A 23,390-nucleotide genomic window follows, 5' to 3' on the forward strand; every position below is an offset into this window, starting at 1 on the left:
ACTTCGCACCGGGCCAAGCCAGCGGCACCATTGGCGTCGTCATCAATGGCGATACGGCGGTGGAGCCGAACGAGACCTTCGTGGTCAACCTCAGCAGCCCGGTCGGCGCGACGATTGCCGATGCGCAGGGTCAGGGCACCATCGTCAACGATGATGCCGCTGCCGCATCGACCTTGAGCATCAGCGATGTCACCAGTGTGGAAGGCAATTCCGGGACCAGAACCTTCAGCTTCGTAGGCACCCTGAGCCCGGCGTCCACGGTGCCGGTTTCGGTGGTCGCCACCACCGCTAACGGGACGGCGATTGCCGGCAGCGACTACACCGGCGGCAGCCTGACCCTGAACTTCGCGGCCGGACAGACCATCGCCACCGCCGGCCTGCCGGTCCGTGGCGATACCACGGTTGAGCCGAACGAGACCTTCTTCGTCAATCTCAGCAACCCCACCGGTGGCGCTGTCATCGCTGATGGCCAGGGGCTCGGCACGATTCAGAACGACGATTGAGCTTGTTGTCGCTTCCTCTCCTCTCCCGGGGGGAGAGGGGGGAGGCGTGAGGGCTTTCAGAATGTAGGGCAGCCCGTGGCCGCCGGCTTCGCGCGACCGTTCGGGCGGAATCGGCGGCCATGGGCAGCCCTACGTTGCGCAGAGCGCATTTTGTCGGCCGTCGTCACGAGACGCGATAACACCGTAAAATCCGCCACCCGTTACCGCCTGCCTCGAGTGCCATGACCTTCGTCGTCGTTGAAAACTGCATCAAGTGCAAATACACGGACTGTGTCGAAGTCTGCCCAGTGGATTGCTTCCATGAAGGCCCGAACTTTCTGGTCATCGATCCGGAAGAATGCATTGATTGCACGCTGTGCGAACCGGAGTGCCCGGCCAACGCCATCCTTGCCGAGGATGATGTGCCGGAGGACCAGAAACATTTCATTGCGCTGAACAAGGATCTGTCGGCCGAATGGCCGGTGCTGACCGAGAAGAAGGACGGCCTGCCCGGTGCCAAGGACTGGGACGGCAAGCCCGACAAGTTCAAGCTGCTGGAACGCTGACACTCGCGCTCCCCCTGAGCCTCCTGCGCCGAATTCAGAAACCCCAGCCCGGCGCGTGAGTCCTTCCCGCACGCCGCTGCTGCTGTTCGCGCCAGGAACCGCGTTCGTCGATCAGGTCGCCCAGCGGCTGATCGATGAGCATCGCCAGCGCTTGCCGGACCTGTCCGGCCTGACCTTGGTGGTCGCCACGCCGCTCCTGGTGCGGCCACTGCGCGAAGCGCTGGTTCGTGCCGCCGGCGCTGCGCTGCTGATGCCGCAGCTGCTGAGCCTCACGCAGCTGGCGGCGCGCTATCGAGCCGGCGATGCGCCGGCACCGCTGTCGGCACTGGCGTGCCGGCTGCAACTCGCCGAGTGGCTGACTCGATTGCGCAGCGTGTTTCCCGGCCGCGATCCCATGCAGGTTGCCGACGCCTTGTTCCAGCTGTTCGAGGAACTGGCGCTCAATGCTGTGCAGCTGCCCGAGCGGCTCGAGGACTTTGCCGAACAGCTGCGCCTTGCTTATGCCGCGCCGGAACTGGACGCGCTGTCGCGCGAAGCCCAGCTGGTTCATCAGCTGTGGCGGGCCTATACCGAGGAGATCGGTGACCGCGCCCCGGCCGTCGCCCATCTGCGGGCTCTGCAAGCTGCCTGCCTGGGCCTCCGCGACACCTGGCTGATCGGCCATGACCACTTGAGCCGCGCCGAGGCCCGTCTGCTGGCGCCGCCGATGGCCGAGGGACGGCTGGCGCTGTGGTCCCGGGGCCGCAGCAGCGGCCGTGATGGCGAGGCGCCGAACCGACTGGCCAGCCTGCTCGATCTGCCGGCGATCGAAGTACCGGCGCTGTCGACGGTGCGCGGCCGCCTGCTCGATGCGCTGTTCGCGCTCGGCGACAGCAGCCTGGCCGAGCGCGCCCGGGCGCTGGCTGCCAGCGGTCCCTGCGGCATCCGCCTGGTCGCCGCAAGCTCGCCCGAGCACGAAGCGCGGATCGTCGAACTGGCGGTGCGCGAAGCCCTGCTCGCCGGCCATCGCGAGGTGGTCGTGGTCAGTGGCGACCGTCGCCTCGCCCGCCGCCTGCGCGCCTTGCTCGAACGCGCCGGCATCGCGCTCGACGACCGCATCGGCTGGACCTTGTCGACCAGCCGCGCCGCGGCGACCCTGTCAGCCTGGCTCGAATGCCTGGAAACCGGCTTCCACTACCGGCCGCTGCTTGATCTGCTGAAATCGGGCTTCTTCCGCGGCGAGCCGGTGGAACGCCCGGAGCCGCCGCTGGCCGCGCGGCTCGACCAGTTGCTGCACTTCCCGCCACGCGATCTGACCGCGGCGCCACGCGCCGGCCTCGCCGCTTTGCAGAAACTCGTCGACGACCGCTGGCCGGCGCTGTTCGAGCGCCTGCAACGCGCCGGCAGCGAGTTGCCGGTGAGCGGCCCACCACGGCTGGCCGTCGAGTGGGCGCGGGCAACCCTGGCCAGCTTGAACGTGGTCGGCCTGTCGGCCGGGCTTGCCGATGACGATGCCGGTTCGCAGGTGATCGCCGCGCTGCGCCAGCTGGAACAGGCGCTGGACGGCCTGCCGCTGCGGCTGCGCTGGTCGGAGTTCCGCGCCCTCCTCGACCGCCATCTGGAAACCTCGACCTTCCGGCCGGAAGTCGATCCCGGCCTGCCGCGGGTGCCGCTGCTGACCTTGGACCAGACCGCCGGCCTGTCGGCCGACGTCATCGTGCTGGCCTCGGCGACGCGCGCCGCGCTGCCCGGTGCCGCGCCCGGCGAAGTGCTGTTCAACCACGCGGTGCGCGCCGAACTGGGACTGGAAGGCTGGCCGCTGCGGCAGGCGCTGGGCCTGAGCCGGCTGCGAGGCCTGCTCGAAGCGGCACCGACGGTGATCGCCAGCTATGCCGCCGACGAGGACGGCGACACGCCGCAGCCCTCGCCCTGGCTGGAAGCGCTGGCGGCGCAGGCACAGGCCGCCGGCCACGACACGCTGCACGACAGCGCACTCGCCGCCCGCGCCGGGCTGGCCGCGACCCGGATCGCGCCGCGCGTCGCCGTCGATCTGCAGCCGCAGACCATGCCCGCACCGATGGCCTCGGCGGCGCTGCTGCCGACCCACCTGAGTGCCGGCAGCCACCAGCAGCTGATCGAATGTCCCTACCGCTGGCATGCGGCAAAAAACCTGCGTCTCGACGCCGGCCAGGACCCGGACGCCGAGCCGGATCGCAGCGACTACGGCGATCGCGTGCATCGCATCCTGTGCGCCTTCCACGAGCAACGCGACGCCAGCTTGCCGCCGCCGTATGCCGGCCCGGCTGCAGTCGAGCCGATCGCCGCCTATCTCGAAACGCTGGCCGAGGCCGTGTTCGCGCCCGACCTTGCGAGTCGTCCGATGGCCGCGGTCTGGCAGCGCGAATTCGCCAGGGTCCGGCCCTGGCTGGCCACGCAACTGGCCGAACGCAGCGATGCCCGGGTGCAGGTCGAAGTCGAGCTGCCCCGCGAGCGCGCCGGCTGGACGCTAGCCGGTCTGGTCGATCGCATCGAGCACCGCGCGGACGGTGCCACCGTCGTCGACTACAAGACCGGCAGCCGGGTGCCCGATGCCAAGGCCATGGTTGCCGGCGAAGCGGTGCAACTGCCGCATTACGCGCTGGCGGTCGAAGATCCGGCGGCGATCGAATACTGGAAGCTCGGCGGCGATCTGGCCGCGCACAAGCGCATCGTCGGCCTGCCGGATGAGACGCTGACACCGCTCTTGTCGGCCATCGAAACCCGGTTGCAGTCGCTGCGCAGCCGGCTCGAAGCCGGCCACCCGCTGCCGGCGAACGGCGCGGCTGCGGTCTGCGAGCATTGCGATCACAGCGGCCTGTGCCGGCGTGGTAGCTGGGTGGTGGCCTCGTGAACCTTGCACTCGATCCGAACCGCTCGGTCAGCGTCGTCGCCTCGGCCGGCAGCGGCAAGACCTGGCAGCTGGTGTCGCGGGTCGTGCGCTTGCTGCTGGCCGGCAGCGACCCCGGCGGCATCCTCGCGCTGACCTTCACCCGCAAGGCCGCGGCCGAGATGCGCGAGCGCGTCGAAAGCCGGCTGCGCGAGCTGGCTTTCGCCAGCGACGAGGTGCTCGATCGCGAGCTGATCAAGATCGACCTACAGCCGGACGATGCGCTGCGAGCGCTGGCGCGCAGCCAGTACGAGCGCCTGCTGCAGGCCCCGTTCGGCCTGCGCGCACTGACCCTGCACGCGTTCTGCCAGGACCTGCTGACCCGCTTCGCGATCGAGGCCGGCATTCCGCCCGGATACACGCTGCTGGAAGACGAGCGCGAACTGCTGGCCGAGGCTTGGACCACGCTGCTAGCCGCACTGCATCGCCAGCCGGACAGCACAGAGGCCCGCGCCTTCAAGCAGCTGATCGACGACGGCGCCAGCGAACACCAGCTGCGTGCCTGGCTCGATGGCTTCATCCAGCAGCGCAGCGACTGGCGCGCGCTGGTCCAGGACTGGCCGGACGAGGAGCAGATCGCCAGCTACTCGGCCATGCTCGCTGACGAACTCGGCGTCGATCCGGACGACACAACACCGCCGGAAGCGGCGCTGATGACGCCGGAATTCGTCGAGCAACTGACGCTTGCCTATGACCTGCTCGTCGATTTCGGCGGACTCGGCCATCTGAAGGCCGAGGTGCCGGCGACGGCACTGGTCGCCACCGATGCCCTGGCTCGCTTCGCGGCCGCGCAGAAATTCCTGACTGATGGCGAACGTCGCAAGCTGAAGATCAAGGCCAAAGTCAGCCAGGCCGAATTTTTCCGCTTCATGGCGGTGTACGAGACGATCTGCACCACGCTCGTAGCGATCAGCTCCGCTCGCATCGCCCGCCGCAACTGGCAGCGTGGTGTCGCTGCGGCGACGCTCGGCATCCGCCTGCTGGCCGCGCGCGACGACGCGTTGCGCGCGCGCAATGCGCTCGGCTTCGACGATCTCGAATGGCAGGCCTGGAAGCTGCTGCGCGGGCCGGACCGCGACTGGGTGCAGTACAAGCTCGATCGCCGCATCGATCACCTGCTGCTCGACGAATTCCAGGACACCAGCCCGACCCAGTGGTCGCTGCTGCTGACCATCCTCGACAACATGGCCGACGACCGGGAACGGCCGCGCAGCGCCTTCGTGGTCGGCGATCCGAAGCAGAGCATCTACGGCTTCCGGCGCGCCAATCCCGAACTGCTGCAGCGAGCCGGCGAGCATCTGCGCGATCGTCTGGCCGGCGCCTCGATGCCGCTGAACCAGTCGCGCCGCAGCGCACCGGCGGTGATCGCTTTCGTCAATGCGCTGTTCACCGGTGCCGACGGCGCGGCGATCGGCTTCGAGCCGCACGCCACCTGGCGCAGCGACGACTGGGGCGCGGTCGAAGTGCTGCCGAGAGTCGTGCCCGAAGCCGAAGCGCTGGCCGCCGCTGCAGCCGACAAGCTCGACCGCAAGCAACTGGTCGTCGGCAGCTTGCGCGATCCGCTGACCGAGGCGCTGGCCGACGAGGAGCAAAGCCTCGCCGCCCGCGAAGGCGCCCAGGTCGCGGCGCGCATCCGCGCGCTGATCGATGCCCGGCTGCCGGTCGCCGTCGATGGCCAGCCGCCGCGTGCGCTGGTCTATGCCGACGTGATGATCCTGGCCCGCGAGCGCACCCATCTGCGCGCCATCGAACAGGCGCTGGCCGACGCGAGGATTCCGTTCGTCGGGTCGGCGCGCGGCGGTCTGCTCGATACCGTGCTGGCGCGCGACCTGATGGCCCTGCTACGCCTGCTCGACAGCCCGCAGCGCGATCTTGATCTGGCCCAGGTGCTGCGTTCGCCGATGTTCGCGGCCAGCGACGATGATCTGGTGCAACTGGCCCTGGCTCGCGACGACGGCCGCGATTGGTGGAGCCGCTTGCAGGCGCTTGCCAATCGCGATGCCGGGCGCGATGCCCTGCGCGAACCGCTGGCTCGCGCCGCCACGGCCATCGCTGCATGGCTTGCGGCGGCCAGCCGCCTGCCCGCCCACGACCTGCTCGATCGCATCGACGGCGAGCTGGACCTGGCATCGCGCTACGAAGCGGTGATGCCCGCGGACCGGCGCATCCGCGTCAATCTGGGCGCGCTGATGCAGCTGGTGCTGAACATCGACCAGGGCCGCTATCCGACGCTCGGCCGTCTGAACCAGGCGCTGGCCCGGCTCGCCGCCGCCGGCAAGGACGCGCCGGACGAAGCGCCGCCCGCCACCGCCGACGCCGTGCGGGTGATGACCGTGCACGCCTCGAAAGGCCTGGAAGCGCCCGCCGTGTTCGTGGTCAATACCGCACCGACGCCGAGCAGCCGCGATGCCGGCTGGCTGGTCGACTGGCCCTCGGACGCCGATCGGCCCAGCGCTTTCGTGTTGATCGGCGCCAAGCCCGAGCGCGACGCCCGCAGCGAGGAACTGATCGACGCGCGTCGCGAAAAACAGGATCGCGAAGTGCTGAACCTGCTGTACGTCGCCACCACCCGCGCCCGCCAGTACCTGTTCGTGTCGGCGTTCGCGCAGAAGCAGGAAGACCGGCTGCGTCGCTGGCACCAGCACGCCGTCGACGCGATGCAGCTGCTGGTCGCCGAACACGGCGCGCAGCCGCTGGCCGATGCGCCGGAAGGCACGCTCGGCATCCGCCTGGGCCATTTCCCGGTGATCCCGGCAGCGGCCTTGACCACCACTGCGGCAGCGCCCGCCGAATCACCGCGTCTGCGTGAACGCCTGCCGGCGTTGCTGCGCACGGGCGTGACACCGTCCGGTCACGGCGCGGCACGCGATCCCGATGCCGTGCTGCGTGGCCGGGCGATCCACTGGCTGATCGAGCAACTGGTGCGTGGTCTCGCACTCCGTGCAGACGGTCTGGTCGCCCAGCTGGAAGCCCAGTTCGGCGAGATCGTCGACCCGAGCCTCACTGATGGCTGGCTGGCCGAAGCGCGAACCGTGCTGGCCAGCCCGGCGCTGGCGATGCTGTTCGATCCGGCACGGCTTGTGCGGGCCTGGAACGAAGTGCCGGTGCAGTGGCAGGCCGATGACGGCACGCCGCGCAGCGGCATCATCGACCGCCTGATCGACGACGGCACGCAGCTGTGGGTCGTCGATTACAAGACCGCGCCGCGCCCGGATGTCGCCAGCCTCGCGCAGCAGCATCGCAGCCAGATGGACGCCTATGTCGATGCTATCGGCAAGGTGTTTCCAGGCCGTGCGATCCGCGCCGGGCTGGTGTTGACGGCGACCGCGAGCTGGCTGCCGATGTCATCAGACCGGATTGCCGACTGAACCGCTGCAGGCTTTACGCTGTCCCTCGTGTTGCTGCCTCGACACCCATCGATCCACTTTTGTCGGCTTCCCAATGATGCTTCGCGCCCGCCTCGCCCTCGCCGCCGTCGTTCCGCTGTTGCTGCTGAGCGGCTGTGCCTCGTCATCCCGCTTCATCGAAACCGCGACGGTGGAGCTTGGCCATGCACCGGGCGCGCGGGTTTCCGAACTCGGCGAGGACGGTTATCTGCAGGTGCAGGTGTCGAGCAACATCGGTGACGACGCCGAGCGGCTGAAGTTCTATGGCAGCGATGCGCCGAAGCTGATCGTGGTCACCGCCAAGCTGCAGCCGCTCGCCGGCCCGGGCCGTGACGCGGTGGCGCCGGAAGTGCCGCTGCTCAGCTACGACGTCGACAAGGCGACCAGCGAGGATCTGACCGCCCGCACCCTGGCCGGCGGCATCGTCGTCAAGGCCGGTTCGCTGACCGGTGCGGCGACCTTGACCCTGATCGTCCGCGGCGTCACCGAAAGCGGCGCCGCGACGCTCGGCCCGCTGATGGAAACGATCAAGAAGACGCCGGCGGCGATCACCGGTGTCGCCACTGTGCTCGGCGGCGTGCCGATCACCGCGTTCCAGACCTTCGTCGTGCCGATGCTGGAGAAGTCGGCGACCAGCGCCAACCGCAAGTGGGAGCGCAAGAAGGAATACACCTTCCAGGTCTCCGACACGCTCGATGGTCTTGATGGCCGCGTGGTCGCTTTCGTGCTGCTCAATGAAGACAAGAAGCGGCCGCCGGTAGCGACCGAAGTCGATCTCTGCAGCCTGGAAATCGAGAACCCGAAGCTCTGCGTCCAGAAGGATGGCAAGAGCGTGCCGTTCACCACGCCGTATCTGCTGTTCGATCTCAGAGTCAGCGACTACCGGCCGATCGATGATCTGGTCGCCCAGGGCGGGCCCTGCGCCACCGATCGCGCCACCCTGGCGAAGACCGCCGATGCCATTGCCACCGGCGCGCTGACCGGCCGCCAGGCGTTCCTCGAAGACCTGCTGCTGAAGCGGCGCATCGTGCTGGCCGACATCCGCGAATCCGGCGGTTCGATCGATCGCCTGTCGCGCGCCGCCTGGCGTTATCAGCGGCTGGCGCTGCCCGGCACCGACAGCCCGCGCTACAGCTACTGGCAGCGCTACATGGCGGCCCGTTCGACGCGGCTCGATGCCTGCCTCGACGAAGCCCTGGCCAGCGCCACGCCAACCACGCGCCGTACCTGGGCGACCTTGCTCGATGGCTTCCGGGCGATCGACGCCGTCGACACCGTCGTCCATCGCTATGCCGACGATGACGACGCCCCGAGCAGCGAGGACGCCGCCCAGACCGAACTGGCGCTGCGCCGTCTGAACACCGCCGAAGCGATTCCGGCGATCGACGCCGAATCACGCGCCTACCTGGTCGCCGGGGTCAGCAATGCCTCCGGCCTGCTGGAGCGCTGGTATCGCAGCGAAGTGCTGCGCATCACCGGCAGCGCCAGCGGCCCGGACACCGCCAATCGCGATCTGAAGAAGCTGCTGGTGAAGACGCGTTGCACCAGCTGCGCGAGCATCGTCAATTCGGCGATTTCCTCGCTGCAATCCGGTGCCAGCGTCAAGACCACCGAAGCCGCGGTGCGCCGCGACAGTCTGGTGGTCGACGCGGTTCGCTCCGGAGCCAAGGTTGACGCGGCGCAGAGCCTGTCCGAGACCAGTGCCACCCCGGTCATCGAACAGGCCCCGCAGAAGATCGAGCCGCCGCGCGAGGCCGAGAAGACGACGGCGGCGCCGGTCGAGCGCGCGCCCGCGCCGTAAGAACTCTGGTCTCCCCTGTCCCAGGAGAGAGGGCTCAGCGCCGCCAATCGATTGGCGCGCTCCTACGCAGAATGACGCGCCGCCCGCCCGATCTTTACGCGTTCTTTATTTTTTCCACCCGCGCGACGTCTCGAAACCCAACGGCCACCCGGCGCCCAATGCACGGGCCGGAGCTTGCCGGCGTTGGAGCGATTTCGATGACGATGTTCCTGCTGCTGCTCGGCGTTGCCGGTTTCGCGGTACTGATTTCCTACGTGCTCTTTTGCGATCGCATCTGAGGGCACGAGGATGAGCTTTGATCATTGGCTGGGGGCGTTTGCCGTCCTGATCCTGCTGGCCTATCTCGGCTATGCCCTGCTGAAGCCGGAGAAATTCCAGTGACGGCTTCGGCGACCCTGGACGGCTGGCTGCTGATCGCGCTGTTCCTGCTGATCCTGACCCTGGCGACACGGCCGCTCGGTGGCTATCTGAAGCGGGTGTTCGACGGTGAACGCACCTGGCTGTCGATCGTCCTCGGGCCGGTAGAACGCGGCTTCTACACGCTGGCCGGCGTTCGCAGCGACGAGGATCAGACCTGGATCCGCTACGCGACGGCGATGCTGATCTTCAGCCTCGGCGGCTATCTGCTGCTGTTCGCGATTCAGCAGTTGCAGGGCTGGCTGCCGCTGAATCCGCAGGGCTACGGCGCGCTCACCGGCGATCTCAGCCTGAACACGGCGGTGAGCTTCGTCACCAATACCAATTGGCAGAGCTACGGCGGCGAATCAACGATGTCGCACGGCACGCAGATGTTCGGCCTTGCGGTGCAGAATTTCCTGTCGGCGGCCACCGGCATTGCGCTGGCGATCGCGCTGATCCGCGGCTTCGCTCGCGAGAAAGGCAAAGGGCTGGGCCCAGGATTAGGAAACTTCTGGGTCGACATGACCCGCGCCACGCTCTACGTGCTGCTGCCGCTGGCGATTCCGCTGGCGCTGTTTCTGGTCTGGCAGGGCATGCCGCAGAACTTCATCGGCGCTACCGAAGCCACGACCTTGGAAGGCGCGAAGCAGTTGATCGCCCAAGGGCCGGTGGCGTCCCAGGTCGCGATCAAGATGCTCGGCACCAATGGTGGCGGTTTCTTCAATGCCAATGCCGCGCACCCGTTTGAGAACCCGACGGCGCTCGCCAACTTCGTGCAGATGCTGGCGATCTTCCTGATCTCGGCCGCGCTGACCAACACCTTCGGCCGCATGGTCAAGAACGAGCTGCAGGGCTGGGCGATCTACAGCGCGATGGCGCTGCTGTTCCTGGCCGGCGCTGGTGCCTCGTTCTGGGCGGAAAGCGCGGGCAACCCGGCGTTCGCCGCGATGGGCATCGACCAGACCGCCAGCCTCGTGCAGTCCGGCGGCAACATGGAAGGCAAGGAAGCGCGCTTCGGCATCGCCGCCTCGACCCTGTTCGCGACAGTGACCACCGATGCCTCCTGCGGCGCGGTCAACGCGATGCACGACAGCTTCACGCCCCTGGGCGGCGCGGTGCCGCTGGTCAACATCATGCTCGGCGAAGTGGTGTTCGGCGGCGTCGGCAGCGGCCTCTACGGCATGCTGCTGTTCGCCATCGTCGCGCTGTTCATCGCCGGTCTGATGGTCGGCCGCACGCCGGAATACCTGGGCAAGAAGATCGAAGCGCGGGAGATCAAGCTCACCGTGCTGGCTATCCTGAGCATGCCGCTGGCGCTGCTCGGCTTCCTGGCCGTCGCCAGCGTCTCGCCGGTCGCCCTGAAAGGTCTGGCCAATGCCGGCCCGCATGGCTTCAGCGAAATGCTCTACGCCTACACCTCGGCGGTCGGCAACAACGGCAGCGCCTTTGCGGGCCTGACCGCCAACACCCCGTTCTGGAACCTGACGTTGGCCGCCGCGATGCTGATCGGCCGCTTCGCGGTGATCGTGCCGATGCTGGCGGTGGCCGGTTCGATGGCGATGAAATCGAAATCGCCGACCACCTCCGGCAGCTTCCCAACCGACGGCCCGCTGTTCATCGGCCTGCTGGTGGCGATCGTGGTGATCGTCGGCGGCCTGACCTACTTCCCGGCGCTGGCGCTGGGGCCAGTGGTCGAGCACCTGGCGATGCTTGCCGGTTCCACGTTCTGAATCATCCCTATCGTCATGCCGGCGGAAGCCGGCATCCAGAGTCGGAGCGGACGCTCTTCGCTGGCTCTGGATCCCGGCTTTCGCCGGGATGACCGTTCGAGATAAATGGCAATGAAAACTCAGTCAACCCAACTCTTCGCCCGTGCTTTGCTGATACCAGCGCTGCGCGACGCCTTCATCAAGCTGCATCCGAAGAGTCTGGCCAAGAATCCGGTGATCTTCATCACCGCGCTGGTGTCGCTGCTGGCGAGCGTGCTGTTCATCCGTGATGCCGCGATCGGCGCATCGACCGGCGCGCCGCTGCTGTTCTCGGCCCAGGTGATCGTCTGGTTGTGGTTCACCGTGCTGTTCGCCAACTTTGCCGAAGCGCTGGCCGAAGGCCGTGGCAAGGCGCAGGCCGCAAGCCTGCGGCTGACCCGCACCCAGACCGTCGCCCGCAAGCTCAGCGCCAATCGCACCGACGAGATCAAGGTGCCGGCCACGGTGCTCAAGGCCGGTGACTGCGTGGTCGCCGAAACCGGTGATCTGGTGCCGGCCGATGGCGAAGTGATCGAAGGCATCGCGACCATCGATGAATCGGCGATCACCGGCGAATCGGCCCCGGTGATCCGCGAAGCGGGCGGCGATCGCTCGGCGGTCACCGGCGGCACGCGCGTGCTGTCGGATCGCATCATCGTGCGGATCACCGCAGCACCCGGCTCGGGCTTTCTCGACCGGATGATCGCCCTGGTCGAAGGCGCCTCGCGCCAGAAGACACCGAACGAGCTGGCGCTGAACATCCTGCTCGCCGGCTTGAGCCTGATCTTCGTGCTCGCCGTCGCCTCGATCCCGAGCTTCGCCAGGTACGCAGGCGGCGACGTGCCGGTGATCGTGCTGGTCGCACTGTTCGTGACCCTGATTCCGACCACCATCGGCGCCCTGCTGTCGGCGATCGGCATTGCCGGCATGAACCGCTTGGTGCGCTTCAACGTGCTGGCGCTGTCCGGCCGTGCGGTGGAAGCGGCGGGCGATGTCGACACCTTGCTGCTCGACAAGACCGGCACCATCACCCTGGGCAATCGTCAGGCTGCCGAGTTCGTGCCGGTGCCTGGCGTCACCGATCGCGAACTGGCCGAAGCAGCCCAGCTCGCCAGCCTGTCCGACGAAACCCCGGAAGGCCGTAGCGTGGTGGTGCTGGCCAAGGAGAAGTACGGCCTACGCGGCCGCGATCTGGCTGGCTCGGGTGCCCGATTCATTCCGTTCACCGCGCAGACACGGATGTCCGGCATCGATATCGACGGTGCGGTCATTCGCAAGGGCGCGGTCGATTCAGTGATCGACTACGTCAGCCGTCTCGGCGGCAGCCGCGCCGTGCCGGCAGAGCTGAAAGCGATCGCCGAACGGATCTCGAAACTCGGCGGCACGCCGCTGGCGGTGGTCCGCGACGAGCGCGTGCTCGGCGTCATCCACCTCAAGGACATCGTCAAGGGAGGCATCAAGGAGCGCTTCGCCGAACTGCGCCGCATGGGCATCCGCACGGTGATGATCACCGGCGACAACCCGCTGACTGCGGCGGCGATCGCTGCCGAAGCCGGTGTCGATGACTTCCTCGCCCAGGCGACGCCGGAAGACAAGCTGGCGTTGATCCGCAAGGAGCAGGCCGGTGGCCGTCTGGTGGCGATGTGCGGCGACGGCACCAATGACGCGCCGGCGCTGGCCCAGGCCGATGTCGGTGTCGCCATGCAGACCGGCACCGTGGCGGCGCGCGAGGCCGGCAACATGGTCGATCTCGATTCCGATCCGACCAAGCTGATCGAGATCGTCGGCATCGGCAAGCAATTGCTGATGACCCGCGGCGCGCTGACCACGTTCTCGATCGCCAACGACGTCGCCAAGTATTTCGCCATCGTGCCGGCGCTGTTCGCCTCGTTCTATCCGCAGCTGGATGCGCTGAACGTGATGGGCCTGCACAGCCCGCAGAGCGCGATCCTGTCGGCGATCATCTTCAACGCGCTGATCATCATCGTGCTGATTCCGCTGGCGCTGCGCGGCGTGCGTTATCGCCCGGTCGGCGCCGGTCAGCTGCTGGCCCGCAATCTCGCGATCTACGGCGGCGGCGGCCTGATCGCGCCGTTCATCGGCATCAAGCTGATCGATCTCGCCATCACTGCGCTCGGCCTGGCGTAGGGCGGGCCGCGCCCGCTTCACCGACACCATTTTCGGATACCAAGCCGGCGGCCGAGGGCCGCCCGAACTCAGATTCAAGGAGCACTTCCATGCTGCAACAACTACGTCCCGCCATCGTCCTGCTGGTGCTGTTCACCGCACTGACCGGCATCGCCTACCCGCTGGCGATCACCGGCCTTGCCCAGGCGCTGTTTCCGCATCAGGCCAACGGCAGTCTGATCGAGCGCGATGGCAAGGTGATCGGCTCCGAGCTGATCGGCCAGAGTTTCGCCGGCGAGCAGTACTTCCATGGACGGCCGTCGGCGACCTCGCCTGATCCCTACAACGCGTCGTCGTCGAGCGGCTCGAATCTGGGGCCGACTTCGAAAGCACTGCTCGACCGGGTCAAGGCCGATGCCGACAAGCTCGCTGCGGAGAATCCGAATGCCGCGGTACCGGTCGATCTGGTCACTACGTCCGGCAGCGGGCTCGATCCGCAGATCTCGCTGGCCGCGGCAGAATTCCAGTTGCCGCGCATTGCCAAGGCTCGCAAGCTCGATGCGCAGAAGCTGCGTGACCTGGTGGCCGCCAAGGCCGAACACGATGCGCTCGGCCTGATCGGCGAGCCGGTGGTCAACGTGCTGGTGCTGAACCTGGCGCTGGACCAGCTCGCGCCGATCGCCGCTGCCCAGCCCTGAACCGTTTCATACCTCGATCAACCCACTGGGAGGCGATTCCTCCGAACCAAGAAATCCTTCGACATTGAGCCCGCGTCGGCCATGACAGGCCTTTGTCTAGCGGACGATATACTGCCCCCGGCCTCCATCCTGGGGTATGCCGCACGGTCTCATGTCTTCATTCGACAACGCGTTGCTGGTCGCATTGGCACTCGCGCTCGTGGTGCTCAACGGCTTCTTCGTCGCCGCAGAATTTTCGCTGGTCAAACTGCGCTCGACACGAGCTCAGGAGCTCAGCGCCCAGAACGGCTGGCGCGGCCGCATTCTCGGCAAGGTGCACGGCCAGCTCGATACCTATCTGTCGGCCTGCCAGCTCGGGATCACGCTGTCCTCGCTCGGCCTCGGCTGGGTCGGCGAACCGGCGTTTGCCAGCCTGCTCGAACCGCTGCTGACGATGGCCGGCATCGACAGCGAACGTACCGTGCACACGATCGCGTTCATCGTCGCGTTCACGGTGATCTCGTTCCTGCATATCGTCATCGGCGAGCTGGCGCCGAAGTCGATGGCGATCCGCCAGCCGGAAGGCGTGTCGCTGTGGACGGCGGCTCCGCTGTACGCGTTCTACTGGCTGATGTATCCGGCGATCGAACTGCTGAACCGCAGCGCCAACATCGCGCTGAAGGCGGCCGGCCTTGAAGGCACCGGCGGCCACGATGCCAACAACAGCTATACGCATGACGAGCTGAAGATGATCCTGCATCTCAGCCATGCCGCCGGCGACAAGCCGGAGTCCAACCTCAACATCATGCTGGCGCATACGCTGGAACTGCAGGATCTGGTCGCCAGCGATCTGATGCGCACGCGCCGCGAGATGATCGGCCTGGATCACGACTGCAGCCACGCCGAGGTGCGCCGCATCGTCCAGAAGTACGGCTACAGCCGTTATCCGCTGCTCGATGAGGACGAGGCCATCGTCGGCGTCGTTCACGTCAAGGATCTCCTGCTCGAACCAGCGGGCGACGATTACGGCTTGCGCCTGCGCCGCCTGGCGCGCGACATCCATCGTTTCCGCGAAGACACGCCGGCACTCGAAGTGCTGCGCCGCTTCCGCCAGGGCGCGCCGCATCTGGCGCTGGTCGATGATTTCGAAGGCACGATGGATGGCTTCGTGACTCTGGAAGACGTGCTCGAAGCGATGCTCGGCGAGATCGTCGACGAGTACGAGCCGCGCCGCGCTGGTCAGGTCGATCGCCGCATCGTCCATCTTGCCGATGGCAGCCTGCTGCTCCGTGGCGACACGCCGGTCTACCGGCTGGAGCGCGTGCTCGGTGCCGAGATCGATGGCAGCGAGGATGTCGATACCGTGGCCGGGCTGGTGATGCAGAAGCTCGATCGCATCGCGGTGCGCGGCGATCTGATTGTCATCGGTGCGCACGAGATCACTGTGCAGAGAGTCACCGGCCCGCGCATCGAGCGGATCAAGGTCATGCGACGTGTGCGCAGCGAAAGCTGAACGATGAGCGCCGACGAGCGGGAACGTCCGTCACCGGAAGCGCTGCTGGAAGCGACGCGGGACGCAACGCGCGGCCAGTTGCGGATCTTTCTCGGCGCCGCACCCGGCGTTGGCAAGACCTGCGCGATGCTGAAAGCGGCGCATCGCAAGCGCAGCGAAGGTGTCGACGTGGTCATCGGCATCGTCGAGACCCATGGCCGCCGTGACACGCTGGCGTTGACCGAAGGCCTGGAGCTGCAGCCGCGTCGCGACATTCCCTATCGCGGCCGGATGCTGCAGGAGATGGACCTCGACGGCCTGCTGCGCCGTCGCCCGCAGCTGGTGCTGGTCGACGAGCTGGCGCACAGCAACGCCGAAGGCTCGCGGCATCCGAAGCGCTATCAGGACGTTGCCGAGCTGCTCGCTGCCGGCATCGATGTCTGGTCGACCCTGAACATCCAGCACATCGAAAGCCTCAACGATGTGGTGACCCGGATCACTCGCGTGCGGGTGCGCGAGACGGTGCCCGACCAGGTCTTCGATACCGCCGACGAAGTCGAGATCGTCGATCTGACGCCGCAGGAATTGATCGAGCGCCTGAACGACGGCAAGGTCTACGCCGAAGCGCAGGCGCAGGCGGCGCTGAAGAACTGGTTCAAGCCGGGCAATCTCACCGCGCTGCGCGAACTGGCACTGCGTCGTACCGCAGAGCGGGTCGATGACCAGATGCGCGCCTACATGCGCAGCCACGCGATCCGCGGGCCCTGGGCGGCTGGCGAGCGGCTGATGGTCTGCATCAACGAATCGCCGGCCGCGGCTGAAGTGGTGCGGCGGACCAAGCGCATTGCCGATCGACTGAACGCGCCCTGGTTCGCGCTGCATGTGGAGACCACCCGCACCCGGTCACTCGGCGAGAAGGCGCAGACGCGGATCGCCGACACCCTGCGGCTGGCCGAATCGCTGGGCGCGGAAACACTGAGCCTGCCCGGCTCGCGGCATATCGCGGCCGACCTGCTCGGCTGGGCGCGCAACAACAACATCACCCAGATCGTCGTCGGCAAGACCACGCGACCCTGGTGGTTCGCCTGGCGGCACGGCTCGGTGGTCACCGAGTTGCTGAGCGATGCCGGCGGTATCGACCTGCACATCCTGGCCGAAGATCCGGCAGCAGTGCCCGGCACCGACGAGGGTGACGGCACGCCGGTCCCTCGGCCAAGGCGCCCGGCCAGCCGCGAGATTTCCGCCTACGTCAGCACCGGCTTCATGGTTGCCACGGCGACCCTGGTCGGCCGCGTGCTCGATGCGCTGGTATCGGTGCCGAACATCTCGCTGGTCTATCTCGCGGCCGTGCTGTGGAGCGCCACCCGCTATGGCCTTGGTGCGTCGATCTTCGCGTCGGTTTCCAGCACGCTGGCCTACAACTTCTTTTTCACCGAACCGCATTACACCTTCAATGTTGCCGATCCGAGCCAGGTACTGGCGCTGATCTTCTTCTGCGCCGCCGCGGTGCTGACCAGCACCTTGACCGCACGCGAGCGACTGCATGCCGAAACCGCCCACGATCAGGCGCTGACCACGGCCGAGCTGCTCGCCTTCAGCCGCAAGCTGGCCGGCATCCGCAAGCTCGACACGCTGATGGCGGTCACCGCCGCGCAGATCGCCAACATGCTGGAAGTCGACGCGCTGCTGCTGCTGCCGGATGCCAGGGGCCGGCTGAAGACGATGGCCAGTTCGCCAGCCGAAACCGTGCTCGACGAGGCCGATCTCGCCGCCGCGAGCTGGTGCTGGGATCGCAACCAGCCGACCGGCCGCGGCACCGATACCCTGCCCGGCGGCCGCTGTCTGTTCCTGCCGCTGCGTACCGGCCAGGGCACGCGCGGCGTGGTCGGCATCAGCCGCGCACAGCCGGATTTCCGTCTGACGCCGGATGATCGCCGACTGCTCGATGCGCTGGTCGATCTGGCGGCGATCGCCACCGAGCGGATCCGGCTGGCCAAGGATGTCGATCAGGCGCGGATGCTGGCCGAGACCGAAAAGCTGCGTGCCTCTCTGCTGACCTCGGTATCCCACGATCTGCGCACGCCGCTGGCCTCGATCATCGGCACCTTGGCGAGCCTGCGTTCATTCGGCACCCGCTATGACGAGGCGACCCGTGACGAGCTGCTGGGCAGCGCCCAGGACGAAGCCGAGCGGTTGAACCGCTATGTCGCCAATCTGCTCGACATGACCCGCATCGATGCCGGCGCGCTGGAAGCGCGGCGCGAGCCCTGCGATCTCGCTGATCTGATCGCCGCCGCGGTGCGCCGCTGCCAGCCGGCGCTGACCGGGCACAAGCTGAAGCTGAGCATTCCACCCGGCCTGCCGATGCTGCTGCTCGACGAAGCGTTGATGGATCAGGTGCTGGTCAACCTGCTCGACAACGCGGCGAAATACACGCCGGCCGGCAGCACCATCGAGGTCGGCGTCAGCCGCCATCGCTTCAGCATCGTCATCGTCGTCCGCGATGACGGCCCTGGTCTGCCCCCGGCTGACCTCGATCGCATCTTCGACAAGTTCTATCGGGTGCGCGAAGACGCCGACCGCGCCCGTGCCGGCACTGGTCTGGGCCTGGCGATCTGTCGCGGCTTCGTGCTGGCCATGGGTGGCCGCATCCATGCCCGCAACCGCAACGAAGTCAGCGGCGCGCACGGCGCGGAGTTCCTGATCGAGTTCTCGCCAGAACTGATTGCCGAAGCGCCGGCACTGCTGCCCGACGCGATCCCATCGCCATGAGCCTGGACCAAGGCCGCGTGCTGATCGTCGACGATGAACTGCCGATCCGCCGGCTGCTGCGCAATACGCTGCAGGTCAACGATTACAAGGTGCTCGAAGCCGGCAGCATCGCCGAGGCGCTGGCGGTGGCAGCCAGCGAACGGCCGGACCTGATCCTGCTCGATCTGGGCCTGCCCGATGGCGATGGTCTGAAGGTGATCGAGGTGCTGCGCGCCGATTCGGCGGTGCCGATCATCGTGCTGTCCAGCCGCACCGACGATGACGGCAAAGTGCGCGCACTCGATGCCGGCGCCGATGACTACGTGACCAAGCCATTCAGCGTCGACGAACTGCTGGCCCGCATTCGTGCCGCACTCCGTCACCGCATGCAGAGCCAGGGCACCCCGCCGCTGTTCGTGCGAGAGGGCCTGAGTGTCGATCTGGTGCGCCGGGTGGTGCTGCGCGATGGTGCCGAAGTGCGGCTGTCACCGAAGGAGTACGGAATCCTTCAGCAGCTGGTGATTCACGCCGGCAAGGTGCTGACCCATCGCCACCTGCTGCGCGAGGTCTGGCAGCAGGACGATGCTGGCGACGTTGCCTATCTGCGCGTCTACATCCGGCAGCTGCGCGCCAAGCTCGAACCGAATCCCGAGCAGCCGAGCCTGATCGTCACCGAGCCGGGTGTCGGCTACCGCATGAGGTGAAGCCGCTGCGATCGGCTTTGGATCAGCCCTTCGGCTTGGCGCTCACTTCGGCCAGCTTCTGTGCCAGCGCCGTTGCCGGGATGTAGCCGGGGAACACTTCGCCGTTCGGGAACACCATCATCGGTGTGCCGCGAATGCCGAGGTCCTGAGCCAGCTGATACTCCTCGGCGATCGGGTTGTCGCAGAGCTTGCCCTTGATCGTCGCGCCGGTCTTGGCTTGGGTCAGCGCCTTCTGCCGATCGGCCGAGCACCACACTGCTTCGGCGGTACGCCAGGAATCGGTATCCGGGCCCGAGCGCGGGAAGAACGCGTAGCGGATCGCAATGCCCTGGGCGTTGTACTGGGCAATCTCCGAATGCAGCTTGCGGCAGTAGCCGCAGTCGACATCGGTGAACACGGTGATCGTGTACTTGGCGATCTGCGGCGGTGCCGGCGCGAACTCGATCAGCTTGTTCTGGGCCAGCTTGCCGATCACTTCGAGGCGATCGGTGCGGCGATGCACCTCGGTCAGCTCTTCACCGGTTTTCAGATCGACGAGATCGCCACGGAGCAGATAGCGGGCATCGGCGGTGACATAGGCAAACTCGCGCTCGTGCTGGATCTCGTAGACGCCAGCGATCGGTGATGGCCGAATGTTCTCCGCCTTGAGGCCGAGCTGCTTGGCAATCTTCTCAGCGGCAGCGTCCCCCGCGTGTGCCGGTACCACAACGGCAATGAACAGCAGAGCAGCAGCAACGAGGGTCGATTTCATGGGTTCGGCAGCGGGCTTCAATGAGGGCGCGAGTATGACAAAAAGGTCTGGCTGCAGTTCCCGCACCTGCGCAATAGCGCTGGCGGGAGAACGGGCCCCGCGTCTGTTCGCTGCACACGGCCGCTCGGCGCAAGGCTGATTTCATCAATTGCTGCAGTCTGTGCACGATCGCCCGGTTTGCTGGCGCGCGATCCGCTAGCATCTCCCTGAAGGCAGCCATCCGGCCCCGCCCGTCACCAGCACCCGCCGTCCCCGATGGAAGTCGCAAGCCACAGCATTCTCGTCGCAGGCACGCTGTTCCTGATCAGCATCCTGGCGACGGCGATCACGCCGCGACTGGGTGTGCCGCTGTTGCTGGTGTTTCTGATCGTCGGCCTGCTGGCGGGTGAAGACGGCCCCGGCGGCATCAAGTTCGCCGACTATTCGGCGGCCAATCTGGCCGGCACTGCGGCACTGGCGCTGATCCTGTTCGACGGTGGCTTGCGCACGCCGCTATCCAATTTCCGTGTCGGCCTGAGGCCGGCGCTGATGCTGGCTACCGTCGGGGTGCTGATCACCACGGCGATCATCGGCGCGGTTGCCGCCTGGCTGTTCCATCTGCCGATCGCCGAAGGCCTGCTGATCGGCGCGATCGTCGGCTCGACCGACGCCGCCGCGGTGTTCTCGCTGCTGTCGACCCGTTCGGTACGTCTGAACAATCGCATCAGCTCGGCGCTGGAGATCGAGTCCGGCACCAATGATCCGATGGCGGTGATGCTGACCATCGGCCTCGTTCATTACGTGCTGGCGCCGGAGACCTACGGCGTCATGGAAGTCGCCGAACTGCTGGTCACCCAGATCGCGCTCGGCGTCGGCCTCGGTTATGCCGGCGGCTATCTGCTGATCCGCACGATCAACGAAGTCGAACTCGGCGATTCGCTATATCCGCTGTTGACCATGTTCGGCGGCCTGCTGATCTACGGCGTCACCGCTTCGCTCGGTGGCAGTGGCTTCCTCGCCGTCTATCTCGCCGGCCTGATGTTCGGCAACCAGCCGGTGCGCGCCTTCGCCAGCATCAAGCGCTTTCAGGATGGCATCGCCTGGCTGGCACAGATCGGCATGTTCCTGGTCCTCGGCCTGCTCGCCACGCCGAGCCGGATGGTCGACGAAGCGATTCCTGCGCTGATCACCGCCGCGGTGCTGATCTTCATCGCCCGACCGGTGGCGGTTGCCGTGTCCCTGCTGCCATTCCACTTCCCGTGGCGCGAACAGGTCTATCTCGGTTGGGTTGGCCTGCGCGGTTCGGTGCCGATGGTGCTGGCGACTTTTCCGCTGCTGGCAGGCCTCGAGAACGCGACGCTGTTCTTCGACGTGGCCTTCTTCATCGTGCTGGTCTCGCTGATCGTCCAGGGCTGGACGGTGGCGCCCGCCGCGCGCCTGCTCGGCCTGCAGATGCCGCCGATCACCACGCGCGTGCGCCGTGCCGACATCGACCTGCCCGGTACCCGCGGCTACGAGATGGTCAGCTACCGTCTGGCGCGGACCAGCGCCCTGGTCGGCAAGAAGCCGAAACAGCTGCCGATCGAGGATCATTCGCGCATCGTCAGCCTGACCCGCGCCGGCAAGCTGGTGCCGTATCGCGACTGGGGCACACTGAAAGGCGGCGATTACCTGTCGCTGATCGTGTCGAAAGCCGAACTGCCGGAACTCGACCAGCTGTTCCAGTCGACCAGCGGCCAGCAGGCCGTCGAACAGCAACGCTACTTCGGCGAGTTCGTGATCAGCCCCGAGGCGCAGGTCGCCGATCTGGTCAGCGCCTATGGCGTCGAGGTGCCGGAGTCGACAACTGGCTGGACCCTGTCGGCGTTCATCACCAGCGTGCTGCACAAGCCCGTGGTCGGCGACCGTCTGCGGCTCGGCGACATGGAACTGGTGGTCCGCAAGATGGACGGCATCAAGATCGTCGAACTGGGCCTGCGGCTGCCGCATGGCTGATGGTGGCGATGAACGCTGCAGAAACGAAAAAGCCCCTAGAAATAGGGGCTTTTTGTTTTACCAGAACTTTCTCTGGATACTTGTCTGGTGGACAGTACAGGGCTTGAACCTGTGACCCCCGCCGTGTGAAGGCGATGCTCTACCACTGAGCTAACTGTCCGAGGCGCGCATTGTAGGGATGACAACCGGTCGCTGCAATCACTTTTGAATGCGCACTTCGTTTGCCGAACGAAAAGCACGACTCCGATATCTCTCAGGGCTTGCGTGGCTGGAAATGCAGCGGTGCTTCGCCTGTCGCCGGCGATTGGGTTTTCGTCGTGCCACAGTTGTTGCAGGTGCCGCAGCCGCTGTCGCAGCCTGCAGCCGTACTCGGAGGTTCGGCGACCTTGAGCCCCAGCGCCCGGCGCAGGCCGTTGACCAGCCGCCGGTGCACCGACGGCAGCAATTGGCGCAAGCCACGCCAGGCGAACGCAGCGACGATCACCGCGACCACCACGGTTTCGACAAGGCCGCCGAATCCAGTAGCGGTCGCGGCGGCGCTCATGTCAGCGCGCTCACGATGCGGAAGGTGATCCAGGACGCGCCGTAGGCCAGTGCGAACAAATAGCCGGTGGCCAGCGCCACGATCTTCCAGGACTGGGTTTCGCGGCGGATCACGGCCAGGGTCGACACACACTGCGGCGCGAACACGTACCAGACGATCAGGCTGAGCGCGGTGGCCAGCGACCATTGCGCGGCGATCAGCGGCAGCAGTTGTCCGGCGGCTTCGTCACCGGTGGCCGATACCGCATAGACCGTCGCCAGCGAGCTGACCGCAACCTCGCGCGCCGCCAAGCCCGGAATCAGCGCGATGCAGATCTGCCAGTTGAAACCGATCGGCGCGAACAGCGCTTCCATGGCTTTGCCGATGCGGCCCGCATAGCTGTAATCGATCGCTGCGCCCACGAAGCCTTCGGGAGCGACGGGATAGGTGGACAGGAACCAGAGCAGCACGGTCAGCGTGAGAATGATGCCGCCGACTCGCTTCAGAAAGATGCTGGCGCGCTCCCACAGGCCGATCAGCACGTCCGTCACGTGCGGCAAGCGGTATGACGGCAGTTCCAGCAGCAGCGAATGCTCGGCCTTGTCGCGACGAACCAGCTTCATGACGTAGGCGACGGCCAGCGCCGAGACGATGCCGGCGACGTAGAGCGCAAACAGCACCAGACCCTGCAGGTTGAAGACGCCGCCCACCGTGCGTTCCGGGATGAAGGCGCCGATCAGCAGCGCATAGACCGGCAGCCGCGCCGAGCAGGTCATCAGTGGCGCCACCAGGATCGTCGCCAGGCGATCGCGCGGATCCTGGATCGTACGTGCAGCCATGATTCCTGGCACCGCGCAGGCAAAACTCGACAGCAGCGGAATGAACGAGCGCCCGGTAAGCCCGGCACCGATCATCAGGCGATCGAGCAGAAAGGCGGCGCGCGGCAGATAGCCGGATTCTTCCAGCACCAGGATGAATAGGAACAGCAGCAGGATCTGCGGCAGGAACACGACGACGCTGCCAGCGCCGAGCAGCATGCCGTCGACCAGCAGGCTGCGCAGCGTGTTGTCCGGCATCGCGCTGCGCAGCGCAGCAGCCGCGTAG

17 protein-coding genes and 1 tRNA gene are annotated in these 23,390 nt (G+C 66.8%); 14 read left to right on the forward strand and 4 right to left on the reverse strand.

What is annotated here, in order from left to right; genetic code table 11:
• From Q0D45_RS12990 to Q0D45_RS13050, 13 genes are all read left to right on the forward strand, one after another.
• On the forward strand, positions 1–503 hold a 503-nt coding region (locus Q0D45_RS12990; RefSeq protein WP_293393474.1), incomplete at its 5' end, for a Calx-beta domain-containing protein.
• Positions 504–724: 221 nt separating this feature from the next.
• The gene (gene fdxA, locus Q0D45_RS12995; protein ID WP_293393476.1) at positions 725–1,048 is read left to right on the forward strand and encodes a ferredoxin FdxA; all 324 of its coding nucleotides are present in this window, start codon (positions 725–727) and stop codon (positions 1,046–1,048) included.
• Between the two features lie 55 nt (positions 1,049–1,103).
• Positions 1,104–3,917 carry a PD-(D/E)XK nuclease family protein gene (locus Q0D45_RS13000; protein ID WP_293393478.1) on the forward strand — a complete coding sequence of 938 codons (2,814 nt, stop codon included), beginning with the start codon at positions 1,104–1,106 and terminating at the stop codon, positions 3,915–3,917.
• Positions 3,914–7,321: an exodeoxyribonuclease V subunit beta gene (locus Q0D45_RS13005; RefSeq protein WP_293393480.1), complete on the forward strand. Its 3,408-nt coding sequence runs from the start codon at positions 3,914–3,916 to the stop codon at positions 7,319–7,321. Before Q0D45_RS13000 ends, Q0D45_RS13005 begins: the two co-directional genes overlap by 4 nt.
• A 76-nt stretch (positions 7,322–7,397) precedes the next feature.
• Positions 7,398–9,140: a hypothetical protein gene (locus Q0D45_RS13010; protein ID WP_293393482.1), complete on the forward strand. Its 1,743-nt coding sequence runs from the start codon at positions 7,398–7,400 to the stop codon at positions 9,138–9,140.
• Positions 9,141–9,211: 71 nt separating this feature from the next.
• The gene (locus Q0D45_RS13015; protein ID WP_293393484.1) at positions 9,212–9,418 is read left to right on the forward strand and encodes a hypothetical protein; all 207 of its coding nucleotides are present in this window, start codon (positions 9,212–9,214) and stop codon (positions 9,416–9,418) included.
• Between the two features lie 10 nt (positions 9,419–9,428).
• On the forward strand, positions 9,429–9,521 hold the full coding sequence (locus Q0D45_RS13020; protein WP_022975831.1) for a potassium-transporting ATPase subunit F: 93 nt from the start codon (positions 9,429–9,431) through the stop codon (positions 9,519–9,521).
• Positions 9,518–11,269, forward strand: coding sequence for a potassium-transporting ATPase subunit KdpA (kdpA, locus tag Q0D45_RS13025; protein WP_293393486.1), 1,752 nt, complete (start codon positions 9,518–9,520; stop codon positions 11,267–11,269). Before Q0D45_RS13020 ends, kdpA begins: the two co-directional genes overlap by 4 nt.
• A gap of 111 nt (positions 11,270–11,380) precedes the next feature.
• Positions 11,381–13,435: a potassium-transporting ATPase subunit KdpB gene (gene kdpB / locus Q0D45_RS13030; RefSeq protein WP_293393489.1), complete on the forward strand. Its 2,055-nt coding sequence runs from the start codon at positions 11,381–11,383 to the stop codon at positions 13,433–13,435.
• Positions 13,436–13,524: 89 nt separating this feature from the next.
• Positions 13,525–14,112, forward strand: a complete 588-nt coding sequence (gene kdpC, locus Q0D45_RS13035; protein WP_293393491.1) for a potassium-transporting ATPase subunit KdpC — start codon at positions 13,525–13,527, stop codon at positions 14,110–14,112.
• 151 nt (positions 14,113–14,263) lie between these two features.
• Positions 14,264–15,604: a hemolysin family protein gene (locus Q0D45_RS13040; protein ID WP_293393493.1), complete on the forward strand. Its 1,341-nt coding sequence runs from the start codon at positions 14,264–14,266 to the stop codon at positions 15,602–15,604.
• A gap of 3 nt (positions 15,605–15,607) precedes the next feature.
• Positions 15,608–18,355, forward strand: coding sequence for a sensor histidine kinase KdpD (locus Q0D45_RS13045; protein ID WP_293393495.1), 2,748 nt, complete (start codon positions 15,608–15,610; stop codon positions 18,353–18,355).
• Positions 18,352–19,038, forward strand: coding sequence for a response regulator (locus Q0D45_RS13050; RefSeq protein WP_293393497.1), 687 nt, complete (start codon positions 18,352–18,354; stop codon positions 19,036–19,038). Before Q0D45_RS13045 ends, Q0D45_RS13050 begins: the two co-directional genes overlap by 4 nt.
• Positions 19,039–19,060: 22 nt before the next feature.
• On the opposite strand, the gene Q0D45_RS13055 is transcribed toward Q0D45_RS13050, so the two are convergent.
• Positions 19,061–19,789 (reverse strand): thioredoxin fold domain-containing protein, encoded by a 729-nt coding sequence (locus tag Q0D45_RS13055; protein ID WP_293393499.1) that lies wholly within the window; start codon positions 19,787–19,789, stop codon positions 19,061–19,063.
• 255 nt (positions 19,790–20,044) lie between these two features.
• Here Q0D45_RS13055 and Q0D45_RS13060 point away from each other — a divergent pair, with 255 nt between their 5' ends.
• On the forward strand, positions 20,045–21,763 hold the full coding sequence (locus Q0D45_RS13060; RefSeq protein ID WP_293393501.1) for a potassium/proton antiporter: 1,719 nt from the start codon (positions 20,045–20,047) through the stop codon (positions 21,761–21,763).
• Positions 21,764–21,848: 85 nt separating this feature from the next.
• On the opposite strand, the gene Q0D45_RS13065 is transcribed toward Q0D45_RS13060, so the two are convergent.
• The 3 genes from Q0D45_RS13065 to Q0D45_RS13075 form a co-directional block, all read right to left on the reverse strand.
• A tRNA-Val gene (locus Q0D45_RS13065) sits at positions 21,849–21,923 on the reverse strand.
• 93 nt (positions 21,924–22,016) lie between these two features.
• Positions 22,017–22,307, reverse strand: coding sequence for a DUF6587 family protein (locus tag Q0D45_RS13070; protein WP_293393503.1), 291 nt, complete (start codon positions 22,305–22,307; stop codon positions 22,017–22,019).
• A partial coding sequence (locus Q0D45_RS13075) for a ferrous iron transporter B (protein ID WP_293393505.1) occupies positions 22,304–23,390 on the reverse strand: 1,087 nt, incomplete at its 5' end. The genes Q0D45_RS13070 and Q0D45_RS13075, both read right to left, overlap by 4 nt.

The sequence above is a fragment of the Nevskia sp. genome (assembly GCF_023266035.1).
Lineage (GTDB): Bacteria > Pseudomonadota > Gammaproteobacteria > Nevskiales > Nevskiaceae > Nevskia.